We start from the raw sequence: 12,825 nt of genomic DNA, 5'->3' as shown, positions 1-12,825 counted from the left end.
CGAGCACGCCGGATGGCTTGCCGAGCTCGGCTTCAAGGAGTCTGACGCGGCACACGTCGCAGAAGCCGACGAAACCGTAGCCCAGTCAAGCGCCGACAATTCTGAAAGGAAATACTGATGGTTGATAAGAATATAAACCCGACGGAGGAAGCAGCCTCCGCGGATCAAAAAGGCACGCTCTCTCGCAGGCAGTTCCTCACCGGTTTCGGTCTGCTCGGCGGGGGTCTCGCTTTGGGAGGCCTCGTTGGTGGAGCGTTTCTGCTTCCCGACCAGGTCGTCGCGATCCAGGCCTCGGACGGCTACCTCTTGGTCGATACCAAGAAGTGCGCGGGCTGCACGAGTTGCATGATGGCCTGTTCGCTCACCCACCACGGCGAGACGAACATGTCGCTTTCGAGGATTCAGATTACCCAGGATCCATTTGGAAAGTTCCCCGACGACATCAGCATTGCGCAGTGCCGCCAGTGTCCGTACCCGTCCTGCGTCGAGGCATGTCCCACCGGCGCGATGCATGTGGACAAGGCGACCGGTGTGCGCACGGTAGATGCGGACAAGTGCGTCGGCTGCGAGCGCTGTGTCAATGCTTGTCCGTTTACCCCGTCGCGAACTCTCTGGAACTTCGAAGAGAAGCATTCGCAGAAGTGTGACCTGTGTAAGGACACGCCTTTCTGGGATGAAGACGGCGGCCCCGACGGCAAGCGGGCCTGTGAAGAAGTGTGCTCCATGGGAGCCATCAAGTTCACCAAAGAACTCCCCGTTCAGAGCGAGGACGGATATGAGGCCGATTTGCGCACCGGCACTGTATGGGACACGCTGGGCTTTGATGGAGCGCCCAAGTCGGGCGGTCACCTTGGCTAGTATTCGGCGGCGCGCGCTGCACGCAATGACAACATTTATGGAGGCACACAATGGCTAGTGGTAATGGATACTCCGGGAAGATCCTTAAAGTGGACCTAACCACCGGAAAATTTGAAACGATACTCACTGAGAAGTACAAGTCATGGGGCGGTGGACATGGGATCGGCTCCGCCCTCTTCTTCGACCTGTGCGAAGACAAGACGATCAAGGGAACCGACCCCGGCAACGTCGTGACAATCATGGCATCGCCGCTTTCCGGCACCTTGGCGCCGTCTGTGGCCGGTCGGTGCGAAGTGCAAGGCATCGGCATCCAGGCCTACCCAATCGGGTGGTTCACCCGCTCCAACTTCGGCGGACGTTTTTCGACTCAGCTCAAGTTCGCCGGCTGGGACGGCATCGTGCTGATGGGCAAGTCGCCCAAGCAGGTGTGGCTCAACATCATCAACGGCGAAGTGAAGCTTCAGGACGCCACGGATCTTTGGGGTTTGAACACTCGCGAGACCCAAGAAGAGATCTGGGCGAGCGTCGAGCCCAGCAAGAAGGATAACGACTGGACTAACCTCGGGCAGTCACGTGACTCGGGACGCACCACCCAGCGCCCGGCAGTACTCACCACCGGCCCGAACGCCGAGCGCTTCGGTCCGATGGCCGCACTCATCCACGATGCCGGTAACGGCGCCGGACAGGGCGGATTCGGCGGGGTCTTCGCTTCGAAGAACCTTAAAGCGGTCAGTGTTCTCGGTACCGGTGGCGTTGCGATCGCTGACCCGAAGGCACTTATGGCTGCTCGCCTGTGGTCCAACAGTTACTCGTTCGCCGGACACCATGACGATCCCGCCGAGTATGTCGGCCTGACGTCCTTCGGCTCCACGCCGGGTAAGCCGCTCGCGCCGATGCAGGACACACCCGAAGGCGTCAAGTCGCGCCCGCAGGGCTGCGTCGGATGTATCCGCAGCTGCCGTGGCAGAACAGATACAGGCCAGGGTAACGAGTCCCAGTGCGTCGACTTCTTCTGGTACGATGCCCACGACGTCAAGGCGCACGGGAAGATTACCGATGCGGCTCCTCGGGCTACCGATGCGATCCAGCTCTCCGGTGTGAACGCCTTCGCCGTCGAAGCAGCCACGCTGTGGCTCGAGCAGTTGTACAACAAGGGCATTCTGGGCAAGGGCAAGGCGATTGACTCGAACCTGCCGTTCGACAAGTTCGGCTCCGGCGAATGGGCCGAGGCGTTTATCAATTGCATCATCACTCAGACCGACATCGGCAAGGAGCTTTGCAAGGGCGTCGCCCAGGCGGCTCTTGCGTGGGGTCGTCTTGAGATTGATACTACGAGCGGGATTCTGCCGCTTCAGGAGTGGGGTCTCCCGCAACACTATGACGCACGCACCGAAGTCGAGTGGGGCTACGGATCACTCATGGGTGAGCGCGACATCAACGAGCACGACTTCAACTGGCACGTCTATTGGACGCCGACCATCGCCGGGCTGTTCGGCGTGGAGCCTGCTGTGAGCGCGCAGCGTCTCGCCGAGATCTTCGCCAAGAAGATGATCCCGTACAACGATCCGATGGCAATCAACTACAGCGACGAGGGCATTTACTCCGAGTCCATGGCCAAGACCGTCGCATGGCATCGCCACTACACGAGGTTCTACAAGCAGGCGATGGGGTTCTGTGACTGGGGATGGGCCGACTTCGTCAACCCCTACGGTCCTGAGCACGAGGGCATGACCAGCGTCGGAGAGAACAAGTTCATTAACGCCGTCATCGGCGGAAACATGACCTTCGCGGAAGGCATGGAAGTCGGACGCAGAATCTGGAACCTCGACCGTGCGATCTGGATCCTTCAGGGTCGTCATCGCGACATCGAGAAGTTCACTGAGTATAACTATACGACCGGCGCGCAGCCTGGGATGACCACCTACGAAGCTCCCTACACCATGCCGGTGTTCGAGAACAACGAGTGGTCTTACAAGAGCGTGGCCGGACGTATCCTCGACCGTCAGAAGTCCGAAGACTGGAAGACGCTGTTCTTCAAGGTGGAAGGCTGGGACGTCAAGTCCGGATGGCCGACGCGTGAGACGCTTGAGAAGCTCGACCTGGCGAACGTCGCCGACGCGCTTGAAAAGGCCGGAAAGTTGGGTGCATCTGCATGAGTGAGACCATACTGAGTGCTATCGATATTGAGACTGCCCAGCGGCTTATGCGCCACTTCGAGCCGGAAGAAGCCCTTGAGGCCGGCATCCTGACCCCCATGGCTGGAACCAGGCCCGTACGGCTGTTCAGTCTCGAGGAGGCCGAGAGCTTCCTTGTCATACACAACGGGAACCTGGTTGATTCCAATAGCAAGTGGACGACGATCAACTATGTTGATCCGGCGACCCTCTCGAGATGGATCGCTGACAAGCTCGGTGACGCGGAGCTCGCATCGGCGCTCGATGTGATTATCGCGACACGTAAGGCTTATGGATTTCTAGTACCGGATATGAAGAAGTTGTTGGCCGAGAGGCTTGCACAGTGCAAGGAGCTTCTCGCACCCGTATCGGGTGAGCAGGACTAGAAGCACGTGATACACCGGCCGGCCGTCAGACTCCGCAGATGGAGCCCGGCGGCCGGTTTCCTTTGGACAAAAGTTAGGTGATGCAGCATGCATGTACTGCTTATCGAGGCACCGGTTGCGGCTATTACGGCGCATTCGCATTTGTCGCCACCCCTTGGTCTTGCCTATGTGGCGCAACATCTACTGGACGCGGGCCACGACGTCGAGTTGATCGACCTCAACCTGACGGGTCTCAATCCAGCCCGACTCACGGCTGCACTCAACCGCTTCGGTCCCGATGTGGTGGGCATCTCCTCGCACACGGAAACGTATCCCAACGCGTTAGCCATCGCTCGGCAAGTGAAAGAACGCGATTCTGCGATCCCGGTCATGATCGGCGGTCCGCACGTGAGCATCGTGCGTCTGGAAGCGTTGGCCGAGCCTGATCTCGACTACATCATCGTGGGGGAGGGCGAGCGCACGGCGGTCGAATTGGTCGCTGCAATCGAGACTGGTGCTGCTGCCGAGGACATCGAAGCAATAGCTGGGTTGGGACACAAAGCCCGAGGCGTGCCTGTCTTAAATCCGCCGCGACCTCCGTTGGGAGTGAGCGAGATAGGACGTCCGGCGCGGCAGCTGCTCTTCCTCGACTTCTACGAAGATGCTTTCAACATCCTCACGGCACGGGGTGGCTGTCCGTATCGCTGCCCGTTTTGCTCGGCATCGGCGCTATGGGGCGGTAAACGTCGCCCTCGTCCGGTGGAAGACATCATGCTCGAAGTCGAGGAAGTCGTGACCACGTATGGCGCGGAGCACATCTTTCTTGCGGATGACATCCTGACCGCGAACCGTACCTGGTTCACAGGGCTGCTCGATGCGCTCGCCACCTACGAGGGGCACGTCACCTGGGGATGTGCAACACGCGTGGATTGTGTCGACGAGCCCACACTGCAGCGTATGGCTGAGGTGGGATTCACGGGCATCCAGTACGGCATCGAATCCGGGGCGCAGGAGATCTTGGACTCAGTGAAGGGCATCAAGAAAGACACTGCTCTCGCAGCGGTGCGTCAAGCGGTGGCGTTGGGTATCAGCGTCTCGTGCTCGTTCATGGTCCCCTTTCCAGAAGATACCGAGGAGACGTTGGCTGAGACCTTTGCGTTCATGCACGTTATCCAGGACGCTGGTGGAAAGTTGCTGATCTCCTATACCACGCCTTTCCCGGGTACGATGTATGCCGAGAAGGCAGATGAACTCGGGCTGCGTATTCTCACGGATGATTTGAGCCACTATGACGCCAAGCACATCGTGATGGAGACACGGCACCTCACGGCGGCACGCATCGAAGAACTTACGACAGCGGCAGCGCTGTCGCTTGGCATGCGAAGCAACGCGTGAGGTGCATTTCTTGAAAGTCAAAAAGAACTATCTGATATTGATTGCCGGCATCGTATGGATGATCGCCGGTGTGAACATTTTGCGTATAGGGGCGCAGGCCTCGCATGGTATTTGGCATGTGGTCAATGTCACCATTGCCCTGGTGGTGTTTTGCCTGTTCTTCTTTTTCATTTTCGGTCGCATGGTCAAAAAACACACCGACCGAATCAGGGACTATAAAGAGCACCGTGTGTGGGTGTTTAAATTTTTCGACGTTCAATCGTATGTGATCATGGTTTTTATGATCACGCTCGGTATCACCGTGCGCAGTTTCAAACTCATGCCCGAGCGTTGGATAGCGATGTTTTATGTCGGCCTGGGTTCCGCGCTCATTGCGGCCGGTGTCGGGTTTCTCATCCAGTTCTTCAGAGTCGGTACCGCTGAAATTAAGGTCTAGCCTTTTCATAGACGGTTTCGATATCCTCGATGAACCGATCCTTGGATACGGTCGCCGCCGCTTCGATGCCCGCTCGAATGCGGGCTACGCGTAACTCGTGGTCGGTAAGAATCGCATGAAGAGCCGGTTCGAACTCGCCATTTTCCGTGAACAGTGTGCCGGATACTCCGTTTTCCAAAATTCCGTCGAAACAGGTGTTATAGCGAACGACGAGCGGCACACCCGAGGCAATCGCTTCGATGAAGGTGAGGCCTTGTGTTTCGCTGTGCGAGTTGCCGACGAGCACGTCGGCGATTCGGTAATAGTTCGGAATTCGATCCCAAGGAAGTTCACCGGTGAAGATGATCTGCTCGACGAGGCATCGCTTTTTCGCCAAGTGCTCGAGGTCGCTGCGCGAAGGGCCGTCACCGACTACGAGAAAACAGGCGTCTGAGTGGGCTTTAAGATAGGGCGTCATCAAATCGAACAGTTCGACGATTGATTTTTCGGGAGCGATGCGTCCCAAAGAGAGTATGGTGTGCTCGAATCGGTCGGTGCCGAGCCGGTGCTTGAGTTTGGCTAACGGGTCACCGCCGCCGGTATGCGGCGCAGAACTTGTGTTGGCAGGAAAGAACCGTATCAAATCGACGCCCGTCGGAACCACATCGATGGGCACAGCGACTTTGTAGCTGAGCAGCAATTCCTTTGTTTTGACGGTGGGAGCGACGATACGCGTGCATCGATCGAATATCACCTTCGTGTAGATACGGACGGCGTTTTTGGCGGTCCCGTCGAACATGCCACGCGTTACGTAGTGGGTGTATTCCTCCCATGTCGTATGGGAAGTGTGAATATGGGGGATATGATACCTGCGTGCGGCGCGAAAACCGTAAGAGCCCACGCCGAACTCCGTCTGAGTATGGATGATGTCGAGATTGAGTGAGCGAATCTTGCGCATTATCCCGAGCTCCAACGGAGTTGCGACACGGCGCTCCGGCAAAAGCACCAGCGGAAGACTGGAAATACGGATGATATGGTCGTCGATCTCATCGTTCAACGGATTGGTCGGTGCGAAAATCCAGACCTCGTGTCCGCGCGCCTCGAGTCCCTCTCGCAGCATGAGCATCGAGGAGACCACCCCGTTTATCTCCGGTGTGTATGTATCTGAGAACAGTCCGATTCGCATGGCTCTATGGTAGCATTAGCCCATTATGGTTCGCCCAACTTACACAAATCCCAATTCCACGCTCATATTTTATCCTGAGAGCGTCGAATCACGTTATCTCGCCGATGCTGATGAGGACATGGCACGCTTAATCGAATCGGTCGGTGAAGTGCGCGTCGATATCGAGGCCGATGGGTTCTTTTCGCTTGCTCGTGCCATATGCGATCAGCAGATTTCCCTGTCGGCTGCACGAAGTATCTGGGCGCGCTTTGATATGCTGTGTGAACATGCGGTCACGCTCGAAGTCGTCGAGGCTCTGGATGTCGAGGCGATGCGGGCGTGCGGTTTTTCCGAACGCAAAGCGCTCTACATCAAAGATTTGAGCCACTGTGTGACGACGGGTCGCATCGACTTCGAGCGACTCGCCACTCTTGACGATGAGGAAATCATCGAGCAGCTGGTCCAAGTCAAAGGAATCGGACGTTGGACCGCTGAAATGTTTTTGATTTTCGCACTCGCCAGAGAAGACGTGTTCGCCCTCGACGACGGAGGCCTACACAGCAGTGTCTGCGCGCTCAAAGGTCTCGAAAGTACTGCTCCCAAAGCCATGATCGAAGCAATTTCGCAGGACTGGATGCCATATCGCACCTGTGCTTCGCTGTATCTGTGGCGTGGTCTCGGGCAAGGTGTGCTGCAATCGCTCTAGCGTGTTTCATATAGTATGATTGGGTTCTATGACAGATACGCACCTATATGAACATGATGAGGGCGAGTCGAAGTATCACTTCGACCACCTCGGTTGTGATGAAAAAACTCTCGAACTATTCGCTTCCCTCGCTATCCCCGATTCATTTTTAGCGCGCATCGTTCGCGTCGATCGCGGCTTGCCGCTTGCGTCGAGCAGGCGAGGGACCGGCCGAGTAGAGCCTTCGAATCATCTCTTGAAAGCGGGCAAACGCGATGCCGCTTCTCGCGCAGCCGTCGGCGATTGGGTGGCGCTCGTATCGCCTGCAAGTCATGAGATGCCCATCATCGAAGCGATCTTGCCGCGTCACGGAACGTTTACGCGCAAAGACCCCGCAGACATCGCCAACGAGCAAGTCGTCATCGCCAACATCGATGTGGTGTTCCTCGTCCAAGCGCTCTCCGGCTCGGGGGTCAATGTCGCTCGTCTCGAACGTGAGTTGGTGATAGCTTTCGAAAGCGGCGCCACTCCCGTCATCGTGTTGACCAAGGTCGATCTCATCGAGAATGATCAGGCGCTGGACGGTCAGATCGCATTGGCGCGATCGGTCAGCGCGGGAGCGCGCGTCATCGTGGAAAGCGCGGTGACGCACGTCGGTGTCGATGAAGTCAAAGACCTCATCGAACCGGGAATGACTGCGGCCATGGTCGGCGCGTCGGGTGTGGGGAAATCCACGCTCGCCAACAGACTCGTGGGTTTTGAAATGCAAGAAACCGGCGAAGTGCGCATGGTCGACGACAAAGGGCGTCATACCACCGTCGCGCGAGAGATCGTCGAGATCCCGAACGGAGGCGTTCTCATCGATACTCCGGGGATGCGCTCCATAGCTTTGTGGCGCGGTGACAGGGGTCTGGACTTGGCGTTTCCCGAGGTCGCCGAGGCGGCCGCAAGCTGTAAATTCGCCGACTGCGCCCACATCAACGAACCGGGTTGCGCCGTGCGCGGCGGGGTTGTGGCAGGTACTATCGCCGCGACGCGAGTTGAACGCTATCTCACACTCGTGAATGAGTTGGACGATCTGGCTCGAATGCGTGATGAACAGTCGTGGAATCGCAAGGAAAGCAGGCCTGCGCGAAAGCGCAGCGGACGCGGCTGAAGGCTCTCGGGGAATTCGAAGCATAAAACGTATGTGGAGAAATTGTTATATGTGACGGAATCTGTTGCATTGGTTTTTCAACGTGTTAGTCTTCATTCGGGGCGTTTGTTGGTACCTCCCCCCTCTAATTGACAAACGCCCCCTTATTTCAAGTAGTAAAAGTCCGCCCGAGAGGCGGACTTTTTTTGTATGCACGGCACACGCAAAACCCTGTGCGCTGGGGTATCATAAAATAAGTATTCCGTCCTGTTATTTTTTGGGGTTTATGATGGCAGATCTACTCATTCATCTGAAAAATGTCACAAAAACCTACGATAAGGGCGAAATCCCCTTCACTGCACTGCGCGGGGTCGATTTAGAAGTTTTTCCCGGAGAGTTCATAGGGCTTATCGGTAAATCGGGCTCGGGTAAAACGACGCTCATCAACATGATTACCGGAATCGACCATCCGACAAGTGGCGAAATATTCGTCGAAGGCGCTCCCGTGCACACTTTCAATGAGAATCAGCTCGCTGTTTGGCGTGGTAAAGCGGTCGGAGTGGTATTCCAGTTCTTCCAGCTTTTGCCGACGCTTACCGTTGTCGAAAACGTCATGCTTCCCATGGATTTTTGCGGCATGTATCGCAGTGATGAGCGACTCGATCGTGCCCTGCACTACCTCGAACAAGTCGAAATGGTGGATCAGGCGCATAAAATGCCGGCGGCGTTATCCGGGGGACAGCAGCAGCGCGTGGCGATTGCCCGCGCACTTGCAAACGATCCGCCGCTTATCGTGGCCGATGAGCCGACCGGCAACCTCGACTCGAAAACCGCCGATTCGGTCTTCGAACTTTTCGAACGACTTGTGAAAAACGGGAAAACTATCGTCATGGTCACGCATGACAATGATTTGGCCGCCAGAGTGACCCGAACGCTCAACGTCGTCGACGGACATATTCTTTATGACGTCAGGCGGTAACGCGTGAGCTCCGTTCGTTGGAAAAAAGTGTTTCGTGATTTGACGAGCAATCGTTCTCGCACCGCGCTCGTGGTTCTCTCGATTGCGGTGGGCATTTTCGCCACGGGCGCCATTTTGGGAGCCCGCCAAGTCCTACTGCGTGAATTCGCTCGCGATTATGCCGCAAGCGATCGCGCGTCGATAAATATGCGGACGAGCGATGTCGGGCAAAGTGTCATCGACAAAATCAAAAAACGCAAGGATGTCGTTCGCGCCACCGGTCGACGTATCGTGATAGGGAGGATTCGTCAACTACCGGCGAATGCCGATGCCGTCGTCAACACGGGCGAATGGGAGAAGCTCGAAATAGATGCATTATCCGACTTCAATTCCAAACCGGGTCGCATCCTCAATACTGATTCGAGCCACTGGCCTCCCAAAAAAGGGGAGATTGTCATCGAGGGCGGAGCCACCGCCCTGTATTCGTATAATATCGGCGACACGGTGGAGGTGGAAACTCAGAACGGTACCGCAAAACTTCGCATCGCCGGATTTGTCCATGACCTCAATTCGATTCCTTCGCGGTTCTACCGGCAAGTCACCGGTTATGTCTCCATGGATACGCTGACGAGCCTTGCGGAGCCTGAGGAATTCAACGATATCCTCATCGACGTCGATTCGAGTTCTAATCGAGTGGAGGCGGCACGCATCGGCGCGAAAATTCGCGACGAGGTAGTGCGCCCGATCGGCATTACGGTCGAACGTATGAGCGTACCGATTCCCGGTTCTCACTTTTTCGGCGACATTTTCAAAGCCGTATCGGTGCTTTTGCTGGCGATGGCATTGATGGCGCTCGCTCTTTCAGGTTTTCTCGTCGTCACGACGACGAGCGCAATCCTTGTGCAGCAGACTCGGCAACTCGGCATCATGAAGGCAATCGGTGGGCAGCGTTGGCAAATCGCTCGCATGTATGTCGGACTTGTCTTTTTGTACGGTGTGCTCGGCGTGATAGTCGGTATGCCTTTCGGAGTGCTGTTCGGGCACAAATTCATACAGTATGCCGCGAGTGTTTTGAATTTCCATGTTTACGACAGCAGTTATCCCACATGGGTGATGGTGGTTCTAGTCGGTATCGGCACGCTCGTACCCGTTCTGGCCGCCGCCGTTCCCATCGTCGCGGGAGTCAAGCGCCCGATTGTCGATGCATTTAATCCGGATGCGTTGTGGGACAACTACGGGCACGGTCTCATCGATCGACTCCTTGCAAAAATCCACGGGCTGCCCCGACCGACTGCGTTGGCGTTGCGCTCGACGTTCGCGCACAAAGGACGCTTGGCACTGACGCTCGCCACGTTGATACTTGCGAGCGGTGTGGTCATGGCGGTGTTCTCCGCGCGTGCATCACTCACGCAATCGGTCGATAATGTCGGCTCTTGGTGGAAATACGATGCCATGCTCAACCTCTCCACGGCCGCTCCGCAATCCTCTCTCATGACGGCTGCGAAAAAAGTCGACGGCGTCACGTATGCCGAGACGTGGCTTGACGGTCGCTCAGCCATCGACCGACCGGATGGGACGACAGACGAGTCCTATTTCACTCTCGGTGTGCCTGCGAACACGAAGGTCCTCGATTTTCAGTATTCATTGGGGCGTGCGCTCAAACCGGGAGAAAAAGGAGTCGTCCTCAACACGGAGCTTTTCAACGACGAGCCCTATCTCACGCCCGGGTCCGCGGTATATATCGAGATAAACGGTGTCGTGCTCAAACGGACTGTCATCGGTGTCGCCACCGGCTCGCTGATGGGCCCCTATTTGTTCATGGATCGCGACGATTTGGCCAAAGCGATGGGAATCGAGGGCTCGGCTACGCGCATCGTGGTCAAAGCCGGCTCCGGCGTCGTGGCAACGACGCAGAGCCGCATGGGAAATGATCTCGAGCGGCAACTCGATAGGGCCGGTTTTGCGACGTCGTCTGTGCAGACGCAGGTAAAGCAGCTCGATACGACGAGAGGGCAACTCGGTATTCTCGTCACGTTTTTGATCATCATGGCCTCGGCGCTTGCGCTCGTCGGGGTGATAGGGCTGTCGGGTTCTATGACTTTGACCGTCATAGAATCGACGCGAGAAATCGGCGTGATGCGCTCGATAGGCGCGAGTCACAAATCGATATTCGGCATCTTCATCACGCAGGGACTGGTGGTCGGTACCATAGCGTGGTTCGGCGGGGCGCTCGTTTCTTATCCGCTTTCATGGTGGTTGATGAAGGCGCTCGAATCGGCGCTCGGTATGCCACTTGCCTATAGATTCAGCTGGGCGGGTGTTGTTGTGTGGTTGGTTGCGGTTTGGATTATCTCTGTGCTCGGATCGTTGTTGCCGGCATGGAGAGCGAGCCAGGTGTCGGTTCGCGATGCGATAGCATATGAATAAAGAAATGATGCAGTACTTCATAGACGGCTACAATGCAACCATGCGTGATGAGGAGATGGCGCAGTACTCGAAAGAGAACCAGCGCGAGATGCTCATCGCACGCGTCGGAAGCGCCGGCTCGCGTGTGCTGGGCGTCGGCAGGTATACGGTCGTCTTCGACGCCCGAGACCAATGGCAGTCGGTAAGCGAGCAGCGGGGCGCGGTGAAAATCGTGTACGCGCCGGATGCCGATACCGATATCGTCGCTCGTTGCAGTAAAGCAGGCAAAAGCATCACGGTCGTCACCGATGACATGCGATTGCGTGCGCGAATTTCACAGGATATCGGACGGCACGTAAAATTTTTACCGACGAATGTGCTTTTCGACGAGCCGATTTCGCACAAAACAGTCAAGAAGAATACAATGCATACTGATGTGATCGAAGGGCAAGAGCCGATAAAAAATGCGCGTGGTATAACGCGTGAGCTCGAGAAACTTTGGCTCGATGAGGATGGTGAGTAAATGCCGGGTATCGGAACGATTGTCAATGTTTTTGCGATTCTCGCCGGGACCCTCTTGGGCTTGACGGTCGGCAAAAAGATTCCGACCCGAATCCGTCTGAATGCTGAGAAAGCCATCGGGCTCGCCATCATGATAATCGGGTTTTCAGGAGCGCTGAGCGCGCTGTTCGAACTCGGAGCGCGAAAAGATGTTCTCGGGATGTACGCCTCCATTATTTTGGTGGGTTCTCTCGTGGTGGGCACAATGTTCGGCGAGTGGTGGCACATTGAAACACGATTAAAAAAGCTCGGGCTTCGGCTGCGGTCGAAGACATCTTCATTGCGGCTCGGCAGGCATGACGACGATCACAATATGGTCAAAGGATTCGTGACATCGTCGTTGATCTACGCCGTCGGGGCCATGGCGATTCTAGGTGCCGTTCAAGACGGCCTCGGGAATCCCGCGACGCTGTATCTCAAATCGGTTCTCGACGGCGTCACCTCGATATTCCTCGCTTCCACCTTAGGCGTCGGTGTTGCATTTTCAGTCATCCCCGTATTTGTTTTACAAGGGTCCATCGCGCTTCTTGCGTTTTTCGCCGGCAACGTGATTCCCGCGGTTGCGATTTTGGAAATCGAGGCGATCGGGGGAGTCCTCATCGTTGCCATAGGCTTCAATATCCTCGGTATCAAACGTCTTCCCGTGGCAAATATGCTGCCGGCCGTATTCATTGCGCTGGCAATCGGTTGGGTATTCGCTTAAATTGA

Annotated in this window: 12 protein-coding genes; 11 read left to right on the top strand and 1 reads right to left on the bottom strand. The window is 56.4% G+C overall.

Annotated elements, in window-relative coordinates:
- Positions 1 to 117 precede the first annotated feature (117 nt).
- The 5 genes from JJE36_06100 (at position 118) to JJE36_06080 (ending at position 5,228) form a co-directional block, all read left to right on the top strand.
- Positions 118 to 858 carry a 4Fe-4S dicluster domain-containing protein gene (locus JJE36_06100; GenBank protein MBK5211862.1) on the top strand — a complete coding sequence of 247 codons (741 nt, stop codon included), beginning with the start codon at positions 118 to 120 and terminating at the stop codon, positions 856 to 858.
- 50 nt (positions 859 to 908) lie between these two features.
- The gene (locus tag JJE36_06095) at positions 909 to 3,014 is read left to right on the top strand and encodes an aldehyde:ferredoxin oxidoreductase (GenBank protein MBK5211861.1); all 2,106 of its coding nucleotides are present in this window, start codon (positions 909 to 911) and stop codon (positions 3,012 to 3,014) included.
- Complete coding sequence (locus JJE36_06090; GenBank protein ID MBK5211860.1) at positions 3,011 to 3,418, top strand: hypothetical protein; 408 nt, start codon at positions 3,011 to 3,013, stop codon at positions 3,416 to 3,418. Before JJE36_06095 ends, JJE36_06090 begins: the two co-directional genes overlap by 4 nt.
- 87 nt (positions 3,419 to 3,505) lie before the next feature.
- A complete protein-coding gene (locus JJE36_06085; GenBank protein MBK5211859.1) occupies positions 3,506 to 4,792 on the top strand; it encodes a B12-binding domain-containing radical SAM protein in 1,287 nt (428 codons plus the stop codon).
- Positions 4,793 to 4,802: 10 nt separating this feature from the next.
- Positions 4,803 to 5,228 (top strand): hypothetical protein, encoded by a 426-nt coding sequence (locus JJE36_06080; GenBank protein MBK5211858.1) that lies wholly within the window; start codon positions 4,803 to 4,805, stop codon positions 5,226 to 5,228.
- On the opposite strand, the gene JJE36_06075 is transcribed toward JJE36_06080, so the two are convergent.
- Positions 5,218 to 6,393: a glycosyltransferase gene (locus JJE36_06075; GenBank protein ID MBK5211857.1), complete on the bottom strand. Its 1,176-nt coding sequence runs from the start codon at positions 6,391 to 6,393 to the stop codon at positions 5,218 to 5,220. The two genes, JJE36_06080 and JJE36_06075, sit on opposite strands and share 11 nt — an antisense overlap.
- A gap of 25 nt (positions 6,394 to 6,418) precedes the next feature.
- On the opposite strand from JJE36_06075, the gene JJE36_06070 reads away from it, so the two are divergent.
- From JJE36_06070 to JJE36_06045, 6 genes are all read left to right on the top strand, one after another.
- Entirely contained in the window at positions 6,419 to 7,078 is a 660-nt protein-coding gene (locus JJE36_06070) for a DNA-3-methyladenine glycosylase 2 family protein (protein ID MBK5211856.1), read from the top strand.
- 28 nt (positions 7,079 to 7,106) lie between these two features.
- The gene (gene rsgA, locus JJE36_06065; protein ID MBK5211855.1) at positions 7,107 to 8,213 is read left to right on the top strand and encodes a ribosome small subunit-dependent GTPase A; all 1,107 of its coding nucleotides are present in this window, start codon (positions 7,107 to 7,109) and stop codon (positions 8,211 to 8,213) included.
- Between the two features lie 268 nt (positions 8,214 to 8,481).
- Positions 8,482 to 9,171 carry an ABC transporter ATP-binding protein gene (locus JJE36_06060; protein ID MBK5211854.1) on the top strand — a complete coding sequence of 230 codons (690 nt, stop codon included), beginning with the start codon at positions 8,482 to 8,484 and terminating at the stop codon, positions 9,169 to 9,171.
- Positions 9,172 to 9,174: 3 nt separating this feature from the next.
- On the top strand, positions 9,175 to 11,577 hold the full coding sequence (locus JJE36_06055) for an FtsX-like permease family protein (protein ID MBK5211853.1): 2,403 nt from the start codon (positions 9,175 to 9,177) through the stop codon (positions 11,575 to 11,577).
- Positions 11,570 to 12,079, top strand: a complete 510-nt coding sequence (locus JJE36_06050) for an NYN domain-containing protein (GenBank protein MBK5211852.1) — start codon at positions 11,570 to 11,572, stop codon at positions 12,077 to 12,079. Before JJE36_06055 ends, JJE36_06050 begins: the two co-directional genes overlap by 8 nt.
- Positions 12,080 to 12,820 (top strand): DUF554 domain-containing protein, encoded by a 741-nt coding sequence (locus JJE36_06045; GenBank protein MBK5211851.1) that lies wholly within the window; start codon positions 12,080 to 12,082, stop codon positions 12,818 to 12,820.
- The last annotated feature ends 5 nt before the right edge of the window (positions 12,821 to 12,825 follow it).

The sequence above is a fragment of the Coriobacteriia bacterium genome (assembly GCA_016649875.1).
GTDB lineage: Bacteria > Actinomycetota > Coriobacteriia > WRKU01 > JAENWW01 > JAENWW01.
The sequence above is the reverse complement of the archived record's forward strand: the minus strand, read 5'-3'. Positions and strand labels throughout refer to the sequence as shown.